Source organism: Sulfoacidibacillus thermotolerans (assembly GCF_003144315.1).
Classification (GTDB): Bacteria; Bacillota; Bacilli; order Alicyclobacillales; family SLC66; genus Sulfoacidibacillus; species Sulfoacidibacillus thermotolerans.
This window is the reverse complement of record NZ_MPDK01000006.1, coordinates 1-21,474: the sequence shown is the minus strand read 5'-3', so window position 1 is coordinate 21,474 and position 21,474 is coordinate 1. Positions and strand designations below refer to the sequence as shown.

Genomic DNA, 21,474 nt, shown 5'->3' with positions numbered 1-21,474 from the left:
TTTGGGGGGATATTTTGGTCAGGATTTTGCAGGAGCGTGTGGGCACACACGTCCGCAACAGTGCGGGCAAATGGGCCGGAGTCCCCCACACGTCTCGGAAAAGGAGACGTGTGGGTAATGGCGAAACGGAGAAAAAATACGGTTGATTTTGTGGAAGAGGTGGCTGTACCGGAAGAGCGGATCATTTCGTTGGCAGATGCCTTGTTCGTGACCATCGACAACGAGCCCATTGCCATTGGCACGATTCAAAAGCTCATCAAGCAATATGGGGAACAAGCGCGGATTGTAAATGTTCGCGTGTCACCTCATACTTTCAGACATACGATGGATAAATATTACATCTTGGCGGGTGGAGACATCTTTTCACTTCAGCGGATTCTTGGTCATAGCAGTATGGAGACGGTTCGCATATATGTAGAGATGTTCTCGCACGATGTGAACTTGCAACACAGCAAGTTTAGCTTCGTGGAGCATCGGCTGAGTTGACTCATGAACAGATGGTCGGCAAAATGTTTCCGATCCTCTGTGTTCTCTGATTCGAGTATCTGGACGATTTAGTACCTCATAATGTCCAAAATGCTAATGCTGTAGGATGTTCAAAGATTCCCAGTCGTTAACACAACCCAACCCACAAGCTAACCAAGGACACTGGTACAGATATGGGCTTTATTCTGGAGTTGCAATTTCCTATCAATAGAGTTGGCAACGGGTTATTCATATTATTATATATTAAAAAATTATATTTAATTACTATTATTAAGTTAACTGAGGTTAACCAGAGAATATATGGGGATAACTGGAGGTGCGTATTGCTCTAACTATCGTGCTCCGAAATCCTTGGTCCAGGTACCTCTGCGTTGAAACTAAGGTCCAACCCCGATCCATTTTCGTTAGGAGGCGGGGTTGGGCCTAAATTCCAATAGCGTTGTGATATTATGCTCCAGTTGTAGTAGTTGACAATCATATCATGAGTTTAATGCCCACTGCAGTTAACAAAATGCCTACGAGCAAAGTCACCCACTTCTGGATTTTCTGACTCCACATTGGTTCAAAGATGAACATGACCAAGCTTATTCCCACGAAATATATCCAGGACCAGGCAAGATTCGATAGTGGGATTGCTTTAGCAAACCAGAGTTCTCCGACGAGAAAACCAACGGTCGAAAAAATATTACCCAGTGATGCCACTAAATAGGCTTGGGGCATCGACAACTTAAACCATTTAACAAAAATAGGAATTTGCAACGGTTTCCCACCGGCACTAATCAGCCCTGTGAGGATACTAAATATGAATGTAACGATGCTGACTCCTGCATGTATCTTTCCATCCGGGACCATCTTAGGTTTGATCATCAAGAGACGCAGCCCAACGAAAACGGCATAGATGCCGAGAATGAGGAGTAAGCCGCGACTGGACGTATGCAATCCGAGCCATCGTCCAACGATCCCACCGACGAAGGAGAGAATCACAACGCTCCATCTCACTGCGCCAGGTAACTTGGATAGCTGTGCTCTCGCTCCGCGAAAGAACAGTAACGAGGCCAAGAGCATGACGAGTGCGTTGATCACGACAGCTTGTTGAATGCCGAATCCCATCCAAAGCACCAACAGCAATACCAAGAAAATACGATCGATGGTAATTTTAAGGTAGGTCGTTACCAATCCCACGATTAAGGAGATTAAGATGACTAATAACCCATGTGTCATAATGCTGAACCCCCAGAAGACTGCTATTTTTTATTTTTACTAACTCGTTTGACCGTCTTCGACGAGAAGTTTCATGGCGTCTACGGAAGCGGAAATTACGGTTGTTGCGTTCACAAATCGTGCTACAAGTAAGGCTTCCATGATTTCATCTTTCTGTATCCCTTGTCGTAAAGCACTCTTCACATAGGTTTTAATACAGTTCTCTTGTCCGACTGCTGCCGCTGCCGTGATGCTCATCAAGAGCTTGTATTTATTTGGAACCGCTGTCTTGCTAAATAACCACTGCTTATTACTGGCATGCTCAAACACGGCACTCTCGTCCAACTGACTAAGCAGTTCCATCGTCACTGGGCGTGATCCGCCCTCTTTTTCCATCGCGGAAAGCAATTCTTCAATCTTCATTTTCATTTCCTCCTAAAAATTCGTTGTCCTCATAGTGAACTAATGGAATCCGATCCAATTTGGTTTCGTCAAGGGAATAGACTATATATTTCTCTTCCCGCAGTCCTTTTATCAACTTCCTCGCTCTAGGATCCTCAAGTGGTGATTGATCGTCTTGGTTGGAATCGATCATTTGGGATACGTGTCTCCTCCTTTCGTGGTCCATTATACAACTATATTTCTAGTTTTATAGTCATAAAATGAACCATTTTCTCGATAGTACGTTTGGACTATTGACGATCAGCATATACATTTGATTTTTTCTATAAAAACCCATTTAAATACATAAAAAATGATATCTGGTGTATTTAGACGATGAAATAAGTGTGCCGTATGATTTTCTCGTGATTGCATTGGGTGGAAAGAAGGATTTTGAGTCGGTACCGGGTTTCATAGAATACGGCTATTCCTGTTTGTACGGATATTCTCGCCCTGCGTCTGTTCAAGGCCATAGAGAAATTCGAGCAAGCGAACATTTTGATTGGATCTGGACCAATCCCCTCCGGGACACGTGTCAAAGATAAAGAGGTCCCTCATCCTTATGAAGTCGTTGTTCGATCCATACATGGAGAAGTTCAAATGGAAGATGCCCTCATAATTCGCAAAACTCTTGCTCAATGTGTACCTCGGACGATTTCAGAAATAGTCCCGACAAGAAAGAAATTTTTTTCCGAAGGGTCTTGCAAACCAAATTCGAGTCGCATAGTATATAAGTATATTTTTATATTACGTTTAAAGGATGGCGTTCGGAGTGAATGAACTTACAAAGGAACTGATTCAGGTGGCGGCAGCGGTGGCTGTGGGATGTACTTCCTGTATGGAGTATCACGTACCCAAAGCGAGGGAGCTTGGAGCGAGTGACGCAGATTTGCAAGAGGTCCTTGCTCTGGTTCGCCCGGTCAAACTCATCGCGACCATGAAGGTGGACGAATTTGCGGAGGACATGTTTCGTTCTCGGGAAACGGAATTGAACGTGGTTTCGGAAGGCTCGTCTTGCGGATGTGGCTCGGGAAGCTGTTGCTCCTAATAAGGATGTTTGAAAGAGGAGGAATTGGGGATGAAAATCGACTTTTTTGATCCGGAAATGTGCTGCTCGACGGGTGTGTGCGGGACCTCTCCAGACCCGGAATTGATTCGTGTAGGGGAAATGGTAGAGAAGCTTAAGACAGAAGGACATACCGTGGCCCGTCACATGCTGAGCCGGGATTCGACGGCGTTCACTTCGAACAAGCACGTATATGAAATCATGTTGAAGCAAGGCATGAAAGTATTGCCGATTGTAACCGTGGATGGGGAGATTCGAACTAAGGGTCGTTATCCGCAGATGGACGAATTGTTTGCAGCAAAGGAGTCCGAATCATGACTAAGTATCTTTTCTTTTCTGGGAAAGGAGGAGTTGGCAAGACTTCCCTCTCTTCGGCAGCAGCCGTCATGTTAGCTAAACGTGGTGCGAGAACCTTGCTGGTCACCACGGATCCGGCTTCGAACTTAGGAGACGTGTTTGGGCAAGAAGTCGGACTGGACGCACGAGCCGTCCAAGGTGTTGCTAATCTGTTCATTCAGGAGATAAACCCAGACCAAGCCCTGCAATCCTACAAAGACCGGGCATTGGCTCCGCTGCGGGAATTGTTCCCAGAAGAATTCGTAGAGGCCGCAGAAGAAAAGATGAATGGGCCTTGCACTGAGGAAATCGCAACCTTTGATCAGTTCATCGCGTGTATGCATCAGCCTGATTATGAATGGGTGGTGTTCGATACAGCACCGACGGGCCACACGTTACGATTACTGGAATTGCCGAGCAGTTGGAGTTTGCACATCGAAGAAAGTGCACAAGGAAGCGGCCAAACCTGCATCGGCAGTGTGGATGCACTTGCTGCTTCTAAAGAACAATATGATAATGCGGTGCGGGCGCTGCAAGATCCGCAAAGAACCACGTTTGTGTTTGTCACACAACCCGCACGACTGCCAATGGATGAGATGCTGCGCTCAGCGAATGAACTACAGAAACTGGAGATTTCAAATCAAGTCGCGATTGTGAACGGGGTCATTCCGGAAGACGAGCGCACTCATCCCTATTCTAGTCGCAGGTGGCAGAAGCAAAAGCCGTATATTCAAGACCTGAAATCTCGCTTTGAGGGCCCAATTGGGTACATGCCTCTGTATGCAGATGAGGTCAAAGGGATTGCGATGCTGGAGCAAGTCGGGAGGGATTTACAAAATGCCATTCAACTATGATAAGCTGCCTGCCGACCTACTGCTTCCTCGGGGCGGTAAGCGCCGGAGAATTTTCCTGGCGGGAAAAGGGGGCGTCGGTAAAACGACGCTTGCGTCTACAACTGCGTTGTTTGCAGCGGAACAAGGGTTCAAGACACTACTTGTTACCACAGATCCAGCAGCTCATATTGGGAATGTATTCGGTGAAACGGTTACCTCAGTCCCACGTCAAATTTCCGGCTCGAATCTATGGCTGGTGCGAATTGACCCAAAGGTGGCGTTTGATGCCTATCGGAATCAAGTATTGGGCTCTCTGGAAGATCAGTTTCAAGACACTGAGACCGTTGAACGTGTCAGTGAAGAATTGAACTCCCCGTGCACGGAAGAAGTGGCCGTTTTTCAGGAGTTCCTTGACTACGTACTCTCCAACGAGTTTGATGTGACCGTGTTTGATACCGCCCCGACGGGCCACACCGTCCGCCTTTTGCAGTTGTCTTGGGATTACGAAGAAGAGCTAGAGCATAAGGATGCCTTTACGGCGGAAACCGCAGCCCTGAACGATGCGCAATTGGCTCGGATGAATGCAGCAATCCGTACGTTACAGGATAAAGAAGAAACGGCGATGTTGTTCGTTACGTTGCCGGAATCGACACCCATTGCGGAAATGGAGCGTGCGATTGCGGACTTGGAACGAACTCACATTTATACGCAAGGCATTGTAGTGAATCAGGTGCTTCCGCAAGAAGCTGCAACGAGTCGACTATTTGGTAAGCGTCTGGAATTACAAATGGGACATATTAACCGACTGACAGAACGCAACACGAACCGAACCATTGCTGTTGCGACCTTGCAAGACGATGAAATCATCGGAGCCGATCTGTTGAAACGATTCGCGAATGAAATGATTGTAACATCGAAGGAGACGATACGATGAGTGGGAAAATTGCGATTGTGATTAACTCTGGATGGGACCAAAAGGATAAGGTAACGTCCGGAATGCATGTAGCCAAACGGATTTTTGACGCGAGGGAAGAAAATCAGATTGATGCCGTGGAGGTCTTCTTGTTTACGGGGGCCGTAAAGTTACTCGAATCCGTTCCACCAGAAGTAGACAAGACTTTGACCGAACTAAGGGAAGCGGGTCTTATGGTTGGCGCTTGCTCGAATCAAGTGAACAACTGGAAACTGACGGATCCCGCCACCAAGTACAGCATTAACCTGGAATTTGCTCGTGATGCCTTCTCCCGTTACGCTCGGGAAGGATATACCGTCTTAACGTTCTAAGGCGAATAAGGCCCGACTGAAGTGGTCGGGCCTTTTGTCCAACAAAGATCTTGGAGAGTGTGGATGGAATGACGCAAATGGATGATGAATTATGGTATTGGAGTGTAGACGCGCAGACCGCACCCTATCTCCCGGTTTTTCAAGTGCGAGATACGGAATCGAGCCATGGCCGATACGCTAAAGGAATCAAGCAAATTCACGGCATCGACCTCGTTCGGTTTCACGGCCACGCCTGTGATGGTCTCTTTCGCGGAATGTATGCCATGTCACTCGCTTTACAATTTCTTTTTCCTGACGGAGTGGTGGACCGAACAGACTTGCGATTTCTGTCTCGAAATAGCCCCTGTCTCGGGGATGTAGGGGCCTATCTCACGGGAGGACGGGTGCGTTTTGGAACGCAAGATGTGCGCAATCGACCGGGAGTATGGTACATCGTCCAACGGGTTTCCACAGGAAAGACCGTTGAAGTTGTGGAAGAAGAGGGATTTTTTCCGCACGAGATTATGGACATGGAGGCACGACTTTCCCACATTTCGCAACAGGAAAAAAGTGAAGCCGTGACGACTCTCAAACAAATGCAAGAGGACTGGCTACGAAACAGCTTGTTTCCGTCGCATCCAGAGGAACACTATATGGTTCAAGAGATTGATTTTGTATGGGAAGACGTGCCTTATTCACACAAAGGCACACGGACAGATGTTCTATATAAAGATGTTCCGTAAACAGAGGTGAACAACCACTGACTAGCACATTTGAAAAATTAGCAGAAGTCTACAAGGCCCTTGCAGATAAGTCCAGGCTACACATGCTCGCGCTGTTGGCGCTTGAAGAGCTATGTGTATGTGAATTAGTCGCCATTTTTGACATGTCTCAACCGGCGATCTCACAACACCTGCGCAAACTGAAACAAGCAGGACTGGTCAAAGAACGCAAAACGGCACAATGGGTCTACTACTCCTTGGACAACTCGAAGTTCTCGTTACTGCAGAACATTGTAGACACTTTGCCCGATGTAGAGAATGAGATTGAGCTCTTAAAATCGAAAGGATTACGGGTGCAGTGCGGTTTAACCCCTCAATTTTAGAGTCTTGCCCCCTTAATCTCACTCAATCGCAAGATTGCTTGGTCAGACTTTAACAACGAATGGATTACCTTCATGATTTGCGATTGCACGAATGAACTGCTCAGGTGCAAGATCATACAGACTGCCGTGAATTCGGCGCTGGGTGTAAAGAGAAATATATTCTGTCACGACTGCGTACGCTGCTTGATAGTTCTCAAACTCTGCAGCAGACAGTCTGTCGCTTTCTAACTGTGAATGGAACGATTCAATGTGTGCATTCTTGTTTGGTGTCTTCGGTGGAATGCGCTCATGTGTCACACCTAGCCGCTCATAGCCCTCCTCAAAGGCATGGCTAATACATTGCGGTCCGTTATCCGTTCGGATGACAGGTCGGCTATCGTTCTCAAACAGCTGCCTCTTCCACAAAGCACGTTGCAATATCTGTGCCGCATGCTGCCCCTCACAGGAAGGTCCGATGTGATAGTCTACGATGGCACGGTCATACACATCGATCATGCTCATCAGGAAGAAGAATCGATGTTCACCAGTGATGTAAACGTACTTGATGTCCATTTCCCAGAGTTGGTTTGATCCCGAGATCTCCCGATTGTTCGCCAATCGCCTCGGATGCTGAATTCTTTTTCTACGCTGCGGCTTTAGAATATACAGCTCTGCACAAAGTCGGTACACCTTCTTCTTGTTCACGACGAGATGATGGTGCCGTCTCAGATATATAGACAGTTTTCTGTAGCCATAGCTCGATTCCTCTTTGCTTATCGCTTCCAACAGCCATTCTTTTATCTATTCATCACTGAGCGGGGTTCGCTTTTTTACGAAAATGGATTCATTGAGGCGATTAATGGGCAGGCAGGAATAAAGCTTCGAGAGTCTCGAGCTTCACTGGAAGTATCTAATAGCAGGCTAGATGGTTGGTTGCGAGATCATGTAGCCCTTGGCTGCAAGCTTGCGAATCATGTCGGCTTCCCGACCTTGTTCACTATCTTTTCGAAACCTCTCGAGATAGTCTGCACCCAACTCTTCATACGGTTGTCTGCGGTGAAGCACATGATACACAATACGGAGCATTGTATGCGCAAGTGCGACAAGTGCCTTTTTGATGCCCATTCTGCGGACCCACAACCAGTACCGTGATGACAAGCGGGTTTGTCTACTTCTGGCTGCAGCCCATGCACATTCGACCAGTACGGTCCTTAGGGCCTTATTCCCACTTCGAGAACTAACTTTCTTTTTCTTGCCCGCGCTCTCGTGGTTGCCAGGACTGAGACCTGCCCACGCAGCAAGTTGACTATCACTGCCAAACTGCTCAATGTCTGTTCCGATTTCAGCTAAAATAATCGCCGCAGCATTCATGTTGATGCCTGGAATGGTTGTAAGCAGTTCCACAGCCTCTTGTCGATCCGCTAAATGCCTCTCAATCTCTTGCTCAACTTCCAGAATCATCTGTTCGATGAACTGTATGTGCTCATACGACAGTCGAATCATGTCTCGATGATGTCGGTGGAGGCGTCCTTCCAGGGCGAGCAGAAGTTCAGTCGACTTGCGTCGCAACGCACCACGCATTTCTGCTTGCAGGAATTCTTCAGTAATCACTTCACCGTTGATGATTTGTTCGAGGAGACGCCGACCAGATACGCCAAAAAAGGTCGGACATGTAGGAGGTGAGTTGATATTTGCATCCTGCAAAAGTCGATAAATGCGGTTTTTCTCTGCAGTTGCTTCTTGGACAAGCTTCTTTCGATAACGTGTCAGGTCTCTCAGTTCTCGGGTCTCTTGATGTGGAACAAAACTTGCATCGACCAGTCCGCTTCGGAGCAATTTTGCTAGCCACTCCGCATCTTTCATGTCGGTTTTACGGCCAGGGAGATTCTTCATATGGTGTGCATTCGCGAGGAGTAACTCGAGGTCAAAGCCTTTCAACACATTCCACACAGGTTTCCAATATTACCCCTGTGCTTTCCATAGCGACATGCGTACATCCCAATTCAACAAGCCAGTCCCCCAAGGCCAGCAAATCCTTCATCATCGTTCCAAACGTCCGGGTCTCTGACTTTGGGGTGCGATCCAGCGGGTCAACCAATACACAGGCCACAACCGTCTCTTGGTGAACGTCAAGTCCGGCACACCGTTCCAAAATCGCCTCCATCATCGTCTTTCATGCCTCCGTTCACAGAATGATGAACCCGAAGACAACCCGACATATAAAAATTTTTTACACGGACTCGCAGTCCAATATCTTGTGCTTCGAGGATTGTCCTTTCAGTTTTTTTATCGGGGTCGAACCACCACAAAGCAGTTACGAACTGATCGGGTTCAGTCTCATTATGACGGAACCGGAACATGGAGGGTACAGTCCATTCATTTTCATCATAGCTTGTGTCCAAATCCGGTCATGACGGTTTTTTTAACATGTCACGCAGGATTGCAATCTCTAGATCTTTGTCGCCTAAGATTTTCTTGAGCTTATCGTTCTCTGTCTCAAGCTCCTTAAACTCAGCATAAGAGGCAATATAACTGGCAACTTTCTTTGCCTCAGGAGATGTGGTTTGCCAGTCATGGTGTTTGGATCTTTCCATCCAGTTATAGACCATCTTCGGGGTAAGACTGTGGCGGCGTGCAACTTGGGCGGCATTGCCCACTTCATGTACTTCCCGAAGCACCTGTTGTTTGAATTCCAAGGTGTATTGTTTTCTCTGCATAAACAAATCCCCTTTACTAATAATTTAAGATTAATAGATATGGGATAAAGACTCAAATACAATTTTGGGGCTTAAGAGCTGAGATGGCATGATGGTCTGGAGGTACTCGTAAGATCGTGGGTAATTCAGATGGTGTAAATAATCCTCCGACCCCTTGATACCAATCTTCAATAGGACTGAGGGATCGCTGCAATAAGCCAGCTCCTCGTAAATGGTGACGAGCGATCTGATCACGTAGAAATAGGCGCCATGATATGGGTAGCTTAACTAATTGGTTAAGCCATCGCGTATGTCCGTAGACTTCATAACCAGCAAATAATTCGTCAAGCCCTTCCCCACTATAGACAACTTTTATGTTTTTAGAATGTGCGAAACGAGAGGCAAACCACAATGGGATTGAGGTTGGATCTGCTATTGGTTCGTCCAGATCGGCAATAATTTGGGGGAGTGCTTCTAATGCCTCATCTGCACTGACAACTTGCACAGCATGTTCGATATGAAAGTGGTCTGCAACTTGTTTGGCATGAGTTAGTTCTGAATATTCTACTTGTGGGGTCTCATCGCTTGGCGCTTCAAAGGCAATGGTTATTGCTTGATCTGTTTTTACATAGCGATTCCGTAGTGCAAGTAGACCAGTTGAATCAAGTCCGCCGCTTAACAGTACTGCACTATCAACTTCTGTAGATAATTGCCTTTTAACGGAAGCATCCATTAATTTTTGCAGCTCATAAGCAGGATTTCTATCATTCTTTAAATGAATTGAGTGAGGGTGAGGTGACCAGTAACGATGAATATGGATCGTTCCTCGGGTAACTTCAGCAAAATGTCCCGGAAGCAGTCGTTGAATACCGGTAAATATCGTTTTTTCCCCGGGGATATAGCGAAATGTATGGTAATCTGAAAACGCGGTTGGGTGAATGTTTGTATCTATTTCCGATATCCAACTCAAAGCCCGCAATTCAGACGCAAAGGCAAAGTGAGTCCCTAAATCGGAGTAATATAATGGTTTTACTCCAACTCGATCATGGGCCAAAAACAATTTATTTTTATGTCTATTCCAAATTGCAAATGCGAAAATACCTTCAATCTGTGATACGCATTGCTCTCCCATATCTTCATAGAGATGAAGAATGACTTCAACATCTGACTGTGTTTTAAAGATATGTCCCTTTTCAAGTAAATGATTGCGTAAGTAGTTTGCATTGTAGATTTCTCCATTGCAAACGATGGCCAGTGAATTGTCTTCATTGTATATTGGCTGCGCTCCAGAAGATATATCGACGATGGATAAGCGAACCATTCCCATTTGAATGCCTGCTTGAATCAGAGTTCCTCGATCATCAGGCCCTCGATGCTGCATTGTATCAAGCATATGCGTCAACAGTGCATCATTAGTAGATAAAGAATTTGATTTTGATACGAGAATTGCAATCCCGCACATCGTCATTTAGCCTCCTAAGTAACGTGCAGCAAATGATAGTTAGTATAAAAGAGTTAACTGAGATCAGAGTGCGGATAGAATGAAGAGTGCATGAAAATTAGATTAGAAAAAATTAATGTGTAAAAATGGAGATCAATCTTTTGGTGAGAGCGTTCACAGGAGAATATGACGACTTTCTAATGCTCATCCAAAGTCCTTCTCAGAATGGAAGGCTATATTGAACGCATACAACCAAAGGAGGTTTTCGTATGAAAAAGTATTTATTTGGAACAACAGCTGCATTGGTTTTAACTGGAGGTATCGCAATGCTTGGGTCTTCGGCTGTATTTGCAGCAACAAAGCCAACGGTTTCTTCAGCGCCTTCTATGCATGATGTAGGCCCGAACGTTCAATATCAATTTGGCAGTGAGCTTAAGTACGGGAGAGGAGATCATGAATCTACTGCATCAGAGCTTCCGGAAACAGAAAATAATCAATTAACAAAGGAACGTTCCGCGACAACGGGCGATCTTGGACCGAATCTGCAAGTGCAATCGGGGAGTCAGAATACGAGTGGAACTGACAACAACACACTAGATTCTGGGCAACAAGAATAATCTGTATACACAATCCTCTTGGCTAAGATGGGTTGTTATCAGTGTAATGCGTATCGTATGATACGGTTGTCAGGAGATGGGTTCGATGGAACCCTACAAGCTATTGTTAATTGAAGACGATGAGGATATTGCTGGTTTCTTGCAACTTGAATTAGAACATGAAGGGTACATTGTCACCGTGAATGGAGATGGGCGTACCGAGAACAGGCGACTATGCAGGAATGGGATATCGTTTTACTTGATGTGATGCTTCCTGGGATCAATGGGTTTGAATTATGCAGAAGGTTGCGCGCAGAGAGCCAGGTTCCCATTTTGATCATTACTGTCCGCGGCTCAATTCCAGACCGCATCGCAGGGTTATTATGGGGCGGACGATTATGTAGTCAAGCCTTTTGCAATTGAAGAGTTATTGGCGCGTATTCGTCGATTGATTCGGCGTGCTGCCTATGGAGAAGTTAAAGAGGCAACATTGACAGTAGGAGACCTGGAGTTGTCTTTAACAACAAGGGAAGTAATGCGGGGACAACAACCAATTAATTTGACAGCGAAAGAATTTGCGTTACTACAATACTTGCTAGAAAATAAAAACCATGTGCTATCGCGCGATCTGATTGTTCGACACGTCTGGGGATATGATTTTGTTGGAGATACGAATATAGTTGATGTCTATATTCGCTATCTCCGCTCAAAAATTGACCATGGTGACTCACCTTCCTTCATTCAAACAGTTCGTGGTATGGGATATATCGTAAAAGACGTATGAGACAACGGACATTCAAGGCAAAAATCTCATTTCTGTCCATTCTTTCTTTGTCGGCAATTTTGTTATTGTTCACGATCTTTGTGTACTTTTTTTGTCCAATTGGCTGATTGCTCGTGAACGATTATCCATTCTGACCCAAGCAAAACAAATTGCAGCAGCCTATTCAAATAATATACAGGAAGGCAAAGGTGAGCAAAACTTTCGGTGGCTACAAGCATATTTGGCAAAGGATCAAGGTGTAGAATTGATCAATCGTCAAGGGATTAGAATCACCTCACTTACTATTCCGCAATCAATAAATTTTGGTTTGCAGGTAGGTCCTTTACGCGAAGGGGCGAGCATCATTTCCATTCAGGGCCACAGCTATATTCGCACGGTTTATCCGAGCGTCAGTGAAGGGAAGAGGCTACTAGGTTGGGTCATTCTGTACTCTTCAGTTGATACGGTTTTCGCCTATATTAATACACTCATTCAAATTTTACTTCTCAGTTCCTTTGGTGCAATTGCGCTAGCAGGTATTAGTGGATATGCGGTGGCATGGACAGCTCTTGGGCCGCTCGATCGTATTATTCAATCGATTCGTAAAGTGGATCCGAATCGACTTTCTTATCGCTTACCTGAATTGCACAACACGAAGGAGATTGCCGAGCTCACTGAATCTTTTAATAAGATGCTGGAGCGAATCGAATTTACGATGGAAAGGCAAAATCAGTTCATTGAAGATGCATCGCATGAATTACGCTCTCCTCTTACTGTGATTGAGGGGTATGTAAACCTGCTTGATCGTTGGGGAAAGAGTGATCAAGCAGTCATGGAGCGCGCTTTATTAGCGATAAAGAAAGAATCCTCCCGGTTGCGACATCTGACAAACGATTTGCTTCAATTGGCTAGTTTACAGACTCTTACGGTTCCAGCGCCTATTATTGAGATTGGCGAAGTTATACAAGATGTAATTTCTAATATCGAAGTGGCATATCAACATCCTATTATTTCAGTTGGGTGTGAACAGAAAGCGTCCATTGCCATGCATGCGGAACATTTACAGCAATTGCTTATGATTTTTCTTGACAATGCGGTTAAACATACAACAAAGGAAGATAGGATTTTTATTAAACTGAGGGTAACTACAACTTCAGTCATTATTACTGTACAAGATGAAGGAAATGGCATTCCAAAAGAAAACTTACCCCACATTTTTGAGCGGTTTTATCGCGTAGATTCCTCGCGTGATCGTAAAAAGGGGGCAGGTTTAGGTTTGGCTATCGCGAAGGAGATGGTGGATTTATATAAGGGATCGCTAACAGTTTCAAGCACCGTAGATAAAGGTACAGAGATCAGTGTACAATTTAAGCGTTACTAACCGATTGATGTTATGACTTGTTAAATGAATATGAATTGATCATTTTCGTAAAGCGCTTGAAGTTTCAGTGAGAGATATTGATGCATAGGTCAAAAGGAAGCAATCGAACCATCAGTGCGGGGTTCCGTGGCTCCAAACAGCACACCATGCTCATCGCGTAAAATCATCTCACCGCGTCCAAATGAGGTGGAGGAGGTCGCGATCCGTACATCGTGTCCACGCGCTTGTAACCCTTGTATAACGGTTTCGGGAACGGACCGCTCTACCTCGATGGTCTTGCTTTTGATCCACTGCCAACGCGGTGCGTCTAATGCAGCTTGTGGATTCATCTGAAACTGCAGTAAATTCATGATGACTTGCAGGTGGCCCTGTGGTTGCATGTAGCCGCCCATAATGCCAAAAGGTCCTATGGCGCGTCCATTTTGTGTGAGGAACCCGGGAATAATCGTATGAAACGTACGCTTTCCTGGTTGTAAGAAATTTACGTGTTGTGAGTCTAAAGAAAATAAGTGCCCTCGATTCTGCATGCTAATTCCGGTACCTGGAATGACGATTCCTGATCCAAATCCCATATAGTTACTCTGAATGAGGGAGACCATCATCCCTTCTTCATCTGCCGTGGCGAGATATACAGTTCCTCCTTTTACAGGGGACCCAGCAACAGGTTCACGTGCATATTCCGCGATTTCTTTCCGGCGTAGGTGCGCATATGTTAAGGACAATAGTTCTGAAATGTCTGCCGACATGTGTCGCGGATCAGTAATATAGGCAAATCCATCAGCAAAAGCTAGCTTCATCGCTTCAATCTGATGATGATATGTAGTTATCGACTCTTTTGTAGGAAACTCGTCGGTTCGTAGGAGGTTCAGCGCGAGTAAGGCGATCAGGCCTTGACCATTTGGAGGGAGTTCCCACACCTCATATCCGCGATATGACACATGGATGGGTTCGACCCACTCTGGTTGATACGTTGCAAGATCGTCACCAGTTAGATATCCATGATGTTTGTGAAAAAAATCTTCGATGCGTTCCGCCAAATCTCCTTCGTAAAAAGCTCGAGCGTTCGTCTCTGCGATTGCTTGTAATGTTCGAGCGTGATTGGGGGATTTCCAGACTTCACCAGCTTGTGGTGCTCTTCCTAAAGGGGCAAACGTACGAAACCATTCCGCAAATTCTGCACCTTGCAAATGAGTCTTATAGGTTGAAAATGCATGACTCCACATCTGCGCAAGAACGGGCGAAAGAGGAAATCCGTGTTCTGCATAAAAAATCGCATCTGCCATGACATCTGAAAGCGGTAATTTCCCGAAACGTTGAGAAAGTGTTGCTAAGCCAAGTGGTGTCCCAGGTACAGTGACAGGGAATACACCAAATCGCGGCATTTCAAGGTGACCAGCTTGCCTCACTTTTTCTGCAGTCAATCCTGCAGGAGCTGGACCACTCGCATTTAATCCATACAGTTTACCTGCTGAGTGGACGATTGCGAACAAGTCACTTCCAATGCCGTTTGCTGTGGGTTCGACTACTGTGAGGCAGGCCGCTGCGGCGATGGCAGCGTCAACTGCATTGCCGCCACGTCGAAGCACCGCTAGACCTGCTTGTGCAGCTAGTGGTTGACCAGTTGCCACCATCCCTCGTTTTGCAACCACCACAGAACGTTTTGAGGAATACGGATACTCGTGTATGTTGAAATTCATAAAATCCTCCTTAATTATAGTGGATTTGGAGAAATATATCCTTGGTCCACCTGTAACATGGATCCGAAACTCGGTGTGGGAGGTTGGGCACTTAATCCTAAACAGCCGAGTGAAGCTTCTGTAACAATTCCATTGGCAATTGCAAGGGTGGCTTGCACGAACAATGGCATCATTACATTAGGAAAAATGTACTTTACCATTAAACGTATTGGACGACAACCGATCATGCGTGCTGATTCAATATATTCTTTGTTTTTTTCTGTTAACACTTGTCCTCGTACAGTGCAGACAAATATCGGAATATAGCCAATTCCAATCGCAACTGCTGGGAAGGGGACTGGCCCCTGCCCGTTCATTCGCTCGGTTCGTATTCATCCCATACAAGTTTAGTTACAGTTGTTGAATCACCTTTTGCAATTTCCTCTGAACTGGCCTCCTCTTCAAGTCCTTCTACTCCATCGAGCCCAGGGGCGAGGCGGTCTAGTTCTTGATTTTTCGGTTTTTGGTGATCTTTTTTCTCCATGTGCTATCTCCTTATTCAGCATATCATGCAAAAGTTGGTTTACAGTTCTCTATCTTTTGCATTCATTCGTTCCATTTTAGGCAAATAACACATGCAATATAACTTTTTTATGCGGTAGAAAATTTCATAAAGGATTTGATAATAAGCGGAATCTCCACGTGTACTTTTTCTTGAAAAGATAAGGCATCTATCCATACCTTCTTCTCGTTCACTGCATGTATTAAAAATGTACGACGAAGAGAGAGGAGGTCATAGAGATGTACGGAGTCTTTGGGGGTTACACACGTTGGGCTGTTGTGTTCTTGATCATTTTCGTCTTATTCTTCTTACTTGTTCCTGGGTATGGTTATGGCTCTGCACCAGCAGCTTCTGCTTCTGCAGTCGCATATTAAATTTCCTGTAACCAACCTGTGGCACAAAGGCGTCACCGTTGCGGCGGAACGCTTTTGTGCTGTTTGGTTATGAAGAATTTGTGGGTTTGCGAATGGGGATTGTCAGCGCTGACACGACAAGCCTTCCTTTGGTAGAATGGGAAAGGGATGAAAATTATCAAGGGAGCGCCTTTTTACAGAGTAATTCACAGTTAGTGAAGGGAAGTGGATCCTATTGAGGCGATAGTTGAAATGAAGGACGTTACAAAACAGTTTGGTCAAAAAACGGCAGTGCGCGACGTGACAATGAAGATTGCAAAGGGAAGTGCCGTTGCATTACTAGGACCAAATGGGGCTGGGAAAACGACCAGTATTGCAATGATGCTAGGTCTTATTCGTCCGACGCGTGGAGTAGTGACATTGTTTGGGGGTGATCCTCTTGCTTCCGAACAACATGCACACATTGGCGTCATGCTCCAAGGTGTGAGTGTGCCTGATCGGTTGACGGTTGTCGAGACGATTCAGCTTTTTCGCGGATTTTATAAGAAGCCTTTAGCAATCGATCGCTTGCTTACTGCTGCTGGACTTGAAGAGGATGCCCGCGTTATGGCTAACCGGCTTTCGGGTGGTAAAATGCGCCGCTTACAGTTCGCCTTAGCGCTTGCAGGAAATCCAGAGGTGCTGTTTTTGGACGAGCCTACTGTGGGGATGGATGTTACGGCAAGGCGCCACTTTTGGGATGAGTTGCGCCGATTTATCGCGTCGGGGAAAACGTTACTGCTCACAACACACGATTTACAAGAAGCGGATTTGGTCGCTGACCGAGTGATCGTCATGAATAAGGGGAGAATCATCGCTGATGCAGCTCCAGAAAGTATTAAGATGCAGTTTGCTGGACGACAGATTTCATTCGTTGCTGGTGTGCATCTCGATCTTCAAAAACTCACTAAACTTCCTGATGTGATTGAAATCAAGACGGCAGGCAGACAGGTCACAATTCGTACAAATAATTCAGATGGGCTTTTGCGCACATTGATTATGGAACAATGGGAAATAAGCGATATTCAAGTGACGGGTGGAGGACTTGAGGAGGCATTTATGCGCTTAACTACAGAAACGGAAGGTACCTTCGTATGAATGCAATGTGGTCACTATGGAAAGCTGAGTTGCTACGCACCGTGCGAGACCGCAGGTTTTTCACGTTGACACTCGGGATGCCTATTATCTTTTATTTTGTCTTTATGAATCAAGTGGGAACTCACGCGCGCATTTCAGGTACATTTTGGAATGCGTATTTTATGGTCTCAATGGCGGCATTTGGCGTTGTTGGATCGTCTGTCAATACCCTTGCAGTGCGACTTGCTACGGAACGTAAGAGTGGATGGGTACGCTTTTTACGAACAACTCCTTTATCGAGTGCAGGCTACACGCTAGCGAAAATTCTCACTCAATTGTCTTTATCCTTCTTCATTATTTTTGTAGTATTTTTTGTCGCGCAATTTTCAGCGCATGTTACGATGCCACCTATGCGTTGGTTCGAGATCTTTTTATGGCTGTGGATCGGCTCGATCCCATTTGCAGCGCTAGGTGTGTTCATTGGCATGGCTGGGAATGCAGCGCAAGTACTAGGGACGCTTGTCTATCTCGTGCTCTCGATGCTTGGAGGACTTTGGACTCCCATTCAAGCATTACCTCGTGCACTGCAGGAGGTAGCCCAATGGATGCCGACCTATCGCTTTGCACAACCAGCGTGGGAGTTATTGGCGGAGCGTCCCATTAGTTGGGTGAGTGTCGCGATTTTACTTGGTTATGCAGGGATCTTTAGTGGACTCGCGGCATGGATTGAACGCAAAGGGGACGCTCATCAGCAAGAGTAATTGGGAGAGGGAGCGATCGAATGAGTGAGCGATTTATTCTGGCCATAGACCAAGGGACAACGAGTTCACGGGCGATTTTGTTTGATCAAGCTGGGACTATTCGTGGGGTGGCACAAAAAGAGTTCCCGCAATATTTCCCACAAGATGGTTGGGTTTTGCATGATGCGATGGAAATATGGGAGTCAGTGCAAAATGTTATTGCACAAGTAATTGTAAATCAAGGGATTCGTGTTGAGCAAATTGCGGCAATCGGTATTACCAATCAACGTGAAACGACGGTTGTTTGGGATCGTGTGACGGGAGAGCCTGTCTATTTCGCAATTGTATGGCAATCGCGCCAAACGGCTGATCTTTGTGAAGAACTCAAAGCAGCTGGTTATTCTGATGTTGTGCGAGCGAAGACAGGTTTACTGATCGACGCATACTTCTCGGGTACAAAAGTCAAGTGGATTTTGGATCATGTAGAGGGAACAAGAGCAAAGGCTGAGCAAGGACAACTTTTGTTTGGCACGATTGATACATGGCTTTTGTGGAAGTTGTCGGGCGAACAAGTGCATATCACAGATTATACGAATGCCTCTCGTACCCTCATGTTTAACATTTATGATCTACAGTGGGATGATGATTTGCTCGAACTATTGACGGTCCCAAGGTCGATGTTGCCAACGGTCCACTCTTCATCGGAGATTTATGCATATACAGACCCAACTCTATTTTTCGGTGCAGCGATACCAATCTCAGGGATCGCTGGAGATCAGCAGGCAGCACTCTTTGGGCAAGCGTGTTTTGAGCCAGGGATGGTGAAAAATACGTATGGAACGGGATGTTTTATGCTCATGAATACTGGGGAGCAACCTGTGCGTTCAACTCATGGTTTACTGACAACGATCGCCTGGGGAATTTCTGGGAAGATTGAGTATGCCTTAGAAGGGAGTATATTTGTTGCGGGATCAGCCATTCAGTGGTTGCGCGATGGATTAAAGATGTTGACTACTGCTGCAGAGAGTGAGGCGTATGCGCAACGTGTGGATTCAACAGAAGGAGTGTACGTTGTGCCAGCTTTTGTTGGCCTAGGAACGCCGTATTGGGATAGTGAAGCACGAGGTGCGGTTTTTGGACTCACGAGAGGGACGCAAAAAGAACATTTTGTACGGGCGACTGTGGAATCAATCGCGTATCAAACGAAGGATGTTCTCGCTGTAATGGAAGCGGATTCGGGGATTTCTCTAAAAAAATTGCGCGTTGATGGCGGAGCGGCGGCAAATCAATTTTTGATGCAATTTCAAAGTGATCTTCTTGGAGTACCTGTAGAACGTCCATTGGTGCTTGAGACCACCGCATTAGGCGCAGCGTATCTTGCTGGGTTAGCTGTGGGATTTTGGACTGACAGGATGCAAATTTCCGATAATTGGATGTTGGATCAAACGTTTCTAAATACAATGGACAATGAAGTTCGAAGTCGCCTATACTTAGGATGGCAAAAGGCTGTTTTTGCCACGCGAGCATTTAAATAAGCGATGGGTATCATTTTATGCGTGTTGCGAGATAGAAAGTGCAAGCAACCACAAGTCTTCCTCGTTTGGGAATGGGCTTGTGGTTTTTATGTGAAGGAGTGAATTAAATGGCGGTACAGTTCTCTATGAGGCAGCGAAATTCATGGATTGAGCAGTTGCAAAAAGAGAAGTTGGATCTCCTGATTGTTGGGGGAGGTGTAACGGGAGCGGGGATTTTACTTGATGCCAAAGCGCGGGGAATGACAGCGGCACTTGTTGAAATGCAGGACTTTGCAGCAGGGACGTCGAGTCGTTCAACAAAACTCGTTCATGGGGGATTGCGATATTTGAAACAGGGGGCGGTCGCCTTGGTCGCGGAAGTTGGCCGGGAAAGAGCGATTGTATATGAAAATGCGCCTCATGTAACTACTCCTCTTTGGATGCTTCTACCTATTTACCGTGATGGAAGTTTTGGAAGACTTACCAGTTCACTTGGCCTTTCCCTTTATGACCGACTAGCAGGTGTCAAGTCGAGCGAACGTCGTAAGATGCTGTCTATATCTGAAGTGATGGAACTCGAACCTTTATTGCGTCAAGAAGGTCTAAGAGGAGCAGGATACTATGTGGAGTATCGAACAGATGATGCGCGGCTTACCTTGGAGATTGTAAAGGCAGCGGTAGAACGTGGAGCTTATGCGCTAAATTATACTCAAGCAGATGCGTGGATTTATGAAAACAATCAGATTGCTGGGGCAAAAGTTAACGATTTGCTTACGGGTACAACTTTTTCCCTGCGAGCGCAGTATGTAATTAATGCGACAGGACCATGGGTCGATCGATTGCGCGACTGGGATCATTCTAAATTTGGCAAAACCCTTCATCTGACAAAAGGAGTTCATCTTGTCGTTGATGGCCAACGTTTTCCCCTGAAAAAACCAGTATATTTTGACGTTCCTGATGGTCGCATGATTTTTGCGATTCCCCGGGACGGAAAAACGTACATTGGAACGACAGATACGGACTATGAAGGAGATTTGTTGGCACCGAGAGTGACCCAAGAAGATCGTGCGTATCTGCTTTCTTGTGTCAATTCCGTGTTTCCATCTGTTGCGCTTACCGCAAAAGATGTCGAAAGTTTATGGGCAGGAATCCGACCTTTGATTCAAGAAGAGGGGAAGAAGGCTTCGGAGATTTCTCGAAAAGATGAGATCTTTGTTTCACAAAGTGGGTTGATTACAATTGCGGGTGGAAAATTGACTGGATATCGCAAAATGGCGGAGAAAGTGGTCACGAGGATTGTAGAAAAGGCGCTTATTGATAAAACCGTGCAGTTTAAGGCTTGCAATACAGATAAAATCTCTCTTTCAGGAGGAGATTTTGGCGGGTCCGAACATTTCGCTGACTTTATTCAAGGGAATGTTCAAAGAGGTGTACAACTAGGGGTATCAGCTAGTGAAGCTGAGAAACTGGTCCATCGCTATGGGACAAACATTGAGAAAATATATGAACTTCTGCAAGAGCGGGGCGAAGAGGCACAACAATTTCAACTTCCAGCAGAAGTATTTGGCGCGCTTTTATACGGACTGCTCTATGAGATGGTGGTCACACCCTCTGATTTCTTTATTCGGCGCACAGGGGCGATGTATTTTAATATCCAATGGGTCAAACAGTGGCAAGATCCAGTTATGAAGTATATGGCCCATTTTTTTGAATGGTCGGAGGAGCAGGTGGCACATTTTCGCAATCAGCTACAGCAGCATATTCGTGAAGCCACAGAAGTGGTGTAGCAAAGGAAAATGCGCAGTTTCTTGCATGTGAAAGGGCGGATTTGACAATCGTCGCATCCGCCCGTTTCGATTGTACGCCCGGCATGGGCGGAATCTTTAGGGTGTAAGTCCCGAACGGGGGTTGGCGACAAACCTACCGT

25 protein-coding genes and 1 pseudogene are annotated in these 21,474 nt (G+C 45.8%); 16 read left to right on the top strand and 10 right to left on the bottom strand.

All coding sequences use genetic code 11. From position 1 onward, the window contains the following. The first annotated feature begins 36 nt into the window (after positions 1 to 36). Positions 37 to 486 (top strand): tyrosine-type recombinase/integrase, encoded by a 450-nt coding sequence (locus BM613_RS05085; protein WP_342767155.1) that lies wholly within the window; start codon positions 37 to 39, stop codon positions 484 to 486. A gap of 474 nt (positions 487 to 960) precedes the next feature. On the opposite strand, the gene BM613_RS05080 is transcribed toward BM613_RS05085, so the two are convergent. Next, positions 961 to 1,707: a TSUP family transporter gene (locus tag BM613_RS05080; protein WP_109430087.1), complete on the bottom strand. Its 747-nt coding sequence runs from the start codon at positions 1,705 to 1,707 to the stop codon at positions 961 to 963. Positions 1,708 to 1,746: 39 nt separating this feature from the next. Next, positions 1,747 to 2,109, bottom strand: coding sequence for a carboxymuconolactone decarboxylase family protein (locus BM613_RS05075; RefSeq protein ID WP_109430086.1), 363 nt, complete (start codon positions 2,107 to 2,109; stop codon positions 1,747 to 1,749). Between the two features lie 790 nt (positions 2,110 to 2,899). Here BM613_RS05075 and BM613_RS05065 point away from each other — a divergent pair. Genes BM613_RS05065 through BM613_RS05035 form a run of 7 tightly spaced genes read left to right on the top strand, consistent with a single transcriptional unit; the run spans position 2,900 to position 6,730 of the window. After that, the gene (locus tag BM613_RS05065; protein WP_181362900.1) at positions 2,900 to 3,175 is read left to right on the top strand and encodes a carboxymuconolactone decarboxylase family protein; all 276 of its coding nucleotides are present in this window, start codon (positions 2,900 to 2,902) and stop codon (positions 3,173 to 3,175) included. A 30-nt stretch (positions 3,176 to 3,205) separates the two neighbouring features. Then, positions 3,206 to 3,511, top strand: coding sequence for an arsenite efflux transporter metallochaperone ArsD (arsD, locus tag BM613_RS05060; protein WP_109430083.1), 306 nt, complete (start codon positions 3,206 to 3,208; stop codon positions 3,509 to 3,511). Next, positions 3,508 to 4,383: an ArsA family ATPase gene (locus BM613_RS05055; protein ID WP_219930637.1), complete on the top strand. Its 876-nt coding sequence runs from the start codon at positions 3,508 to 3,510 to the stop codon at positions 4,381 to 4,383. Before arsD ends, BM613_RS05055 begins: the two co-directional genes overlap by 4 nt. Continuing rightward, a complete protein-coding gene (locus BM613_RS05050) occupies positions 4,367 to 5,296 on the top strand; it encodes an ArsA family ATPase (protein WP_181362899.1) in 930 nt (309 codons plus the stop codon). Before BM613_RS05055 ends, BM613_RS05050 begins: the two co-directional genes overlap by 17 nt. Beyond that, positions 5,293 to 5,646 (top strand): hypothetical protein, encoded by a 354-nt coding sequence (locus BM613_RS05045; RefSeq protein WP_109430080.1) that lies wholly within the window; start codon positions 5,293 to 5,295, stop codon positions 5,644 to 5,646. The genes BM613_RS05050 and BM613_RS05045 overlap by 4 nt, the downstream gene beginning before the upstream one ends. A gap of 59 nt (positions 5,647 to 5,705) precedes the next feature. After that, positions 5,706 to 6,368: a formylmethanofuran dehydrogenase subunit E family protein gene (locus tag BM613_RS05040; RefSeq protein ID WP_245926264.1), complete on the top strand. Its 663-nt coding sequence runs from the start codon at positions 5,706 to 5,708 to the stop codon at positions 6,366 to 6,368. 17 nt (positions 6,369 to 6,385) lie between these two features. After that, on the top strand, positions 6,386 to 6,730 hold the full coding sequence (locus tag BM613_RS05035; protein WP_281267825.1) for an ArsR/SmtB family transcription factor: 345 nt from the start codon (positions 6,386 to 6,388) through the stop codon (positions 6,728 to 6,730). A 42-nt stretch (positions 6,731 to 6,772) separates the two neighbouring features. Here BM613_RS05035 and BM613_RS05030 read toward each other — a convergent pair whose 3' ends face one another. From BM613_RS05030 to asnB, 5 genes are all read right to left on the bottom strand, one after another. Continuing rightward, positions 6,773 to 7,495 carry an IS3 family transposase gene (locus tag BM613_RS05030; protein WP_181362898.1) on the bottom strand — a complete coding sequence of 241 codons (723 nt, stop codon included), beginning with the start codon at positions 7,493 to 7,495 and terminating at the stop codon, positions 6,773 to 6,775. A 135-nt stretch (positions 7,496 to 7,630) separates the two neighbouring features. Next, positions 7,631 to 8,650: an IS110 family RNA-guided transposase gene (locus tag BM613_RS05025; RefSeq protein WP_245926263.1), complete on the bottom strand. Its 1,020-nt coding sequence runs from the start codon at positions 8,648 to 8,650 to the stop codon at positions 7,631 to 7,633. Then, entirely contained in the window at positions 8,634 to 8,876 is a 243-nt protein-coding gene (locus BM613_RS15495) for a hypothetical protein (protein WP_245926257.1), read from the bottom strand. The genes BM613_RS05025 and BM613_RS15495 overlap by 17 nt, the downstream gene beginning before the upstream one ends. A 241-nt stretch (positions 8,877 to 9,117) precedes the next feature. Beyond that, entirely contained in the window at positions 9,118 to 9,426 is a 309-nt protein-coding gene (locus tag BM613_RS05020) for a transposase (RefSeq protein WP_109430076.1), read from the bottom strand. A gap of 52 nt (positions 9,427 to 9,478) precedes the next feature. Continuing rightward, complete coding sequence (gene asnB / locus BM613_RS05015; RefSeq protein ID WP_181362897.1) at positions 9,479 to 10,867, bottom strand: asparagine synthase (glutamine-hydrolyzing); 1,389 nt, start codon at positions 10,865 to 10,867, stop codon at positions 9,479 to 9,481. Positions 10,868 to 11,115: 248 nt separating this feature from the next. Between asnB and BM613_RS05010 the strand changes: the two genes are divergently transcribed. The 3 genes and pseudogenes from BM613_RS05010 (at position 11,116) to BM613_RS05000 (ending at position 13,586) form a co-directional block, all read left to right on the top strand. Continuing rightward, complete coding sequence (locus tag BM613_RS05010) at positions 11,116 to 11,463, top strand: hypothetical protein (RefSeq protein ID WP_109430074.1); 348 nt, start codon at positions 11,116 to 11,118, stop codon at positions 11,461 to 11,463. Positions 11,464 to 11,548: 85 nt separating this feature from the next. Then, positions 11,549 to 12,226 (top strand): annotated as a pseudogene (locus BM613_RS15760) (response regulator transcription factor). Positions 12,227 to 12,317: 91 nt separating this feature from the next. Then, entirely contained in the window at positions 12,318 to 13,586 is a 1,269-nt protein-coding gene (locus BM613_RS05000) for a sensor histidine kinase (protein WP_109430073.1), read from the top strand. An 89-nt stretch (positions 13,587 to 13,675) separates the two neighbouring features. Here BM613_RS05000 and BM613_RS04995 read toward each other — a convergent pair whose 3' ends face one another. Genes BM613_RS04995 through BM613_RS14975 form a run of 3 tightly spaced genes read right to left on the bottom strand, consistent with a single transcriptional unit; the run spans position 13,676 to position 15,806 of the window. Next, positions 13,676 to 15,283, bottom strand: a complete 1,608-nt coding sequence (locus tag BM613_RS04995) for a gamma-glutamyltransferase family protein (RefSeq protein ID WP_109430072.1) — start codon at positions 15,281 to 15,283, stop codon at positions 13,676 to 13,678. 14 nt (positions 15,284 to 15,297) lie between these two features. Beyond that, the gene (locus tag BM613_RS04990; protein WP_109430071.1) at positions 15,298 to 15,639 is read right to left on the bottom strand and encodes an ABC transporter permease; all 342 of its coding nucleotides are present in this window, start codon (positions 15,637 to 15,639) and stop codon (positions 15,298 to 15,300) included. Further along, complete coding sequence (locus BM613_RS14975) at positions 15,636 to 15,806, bottom strand: hypothetical protein (protein ID WP_181362896.1); 171 nt, start codon at positions 15,804 to 15,806, stop codon at positions 15,636 to 15,638. The genes BM613_RS04990 and BM613_RS14975 overlap by 4 nt, the downstream gene beginning before the upstream one ends. A gap of 257 nt (positions 15,807 to 16,063) precedes the next feature. On the opposite strand from BM613_RS14975, the gene BM613_RS15645 reads away from it, so the two are divergent. The 5 genes from BM613_RS15645 to BM613_RS04970 all read left to right on the top strand — a co-directional run bounded on the left by BM613_RS15645 (position 16,064) and on the right by BM613_RS04970 (position 21,334). Next, positions 16,064 to 16,198, top strand: coding sequence for a hypothetical protein (locus BM613_RS15645; protein ID WP_281267820.1), 135 nt, complete (start codon positions 16,064 to 16,066; stop codon positions 16,196 to 16,198). Positions 16,199 to 16,429: 231 nt separating this feature from the next. Then, on the top strand, positions 16,430 to 17,314 hold the full coding sequence (locus BM613_RS04985) for an ABC transporter ATP-binding protein (RefSeq protein ID WP_245926256.1): 885 nt from the start codon (positions 16,430 to 16,432) through the stop codon (positions 17,312 to 17,314). Then, positions 17,311 to 18,054 carry an ABC transporter permease gene (locus BM613_RS04980; RefSeq protein ID WP_109430070.1) on the top strand — a complete coding sequence of 248 codons (744 nt, stop codon included), beginning with the start codon at positions 17,311 to 17,313 and terminating at the stop codon, positions 18,052 to 18,054. The genes BM613_RS04985 and BM613_RS04980 overlap by 4 nt, the downstream gene beginning before the upstream one ends. A 20-nt stretch (positions 18,055 to 18,074) precedes the next feature. Further along, positions 18,075 to 19,568 (top strand): glycerol kinase GlpK, encoded by a 1,494-nt coding sequence (glpK, locus tag BM613_RS04975; RefSeq protein WP_109430069.1) that lies wholly within the window; start codon positions 18,075 to 18,077, stop codon positions 19,566 to 19,568. A 107-nt stretch (positions 19,569 to 19,675) separates the two neighbouring features. Beyond that, positions 19,676 to 21,334, top strand: a complete 1,659-nt coding sequence (locus BM613_RS04970) for a glycerol-3-phosphate dehydrogenase/oxidase (RefSeq protein ID WP_109430068.1) — start codon at positions 19,676 to 19,678, stop codon at positions 21,332 to 21,334. Positions 21,335 to 21,474: the final 140 nt, after the last annotated feature.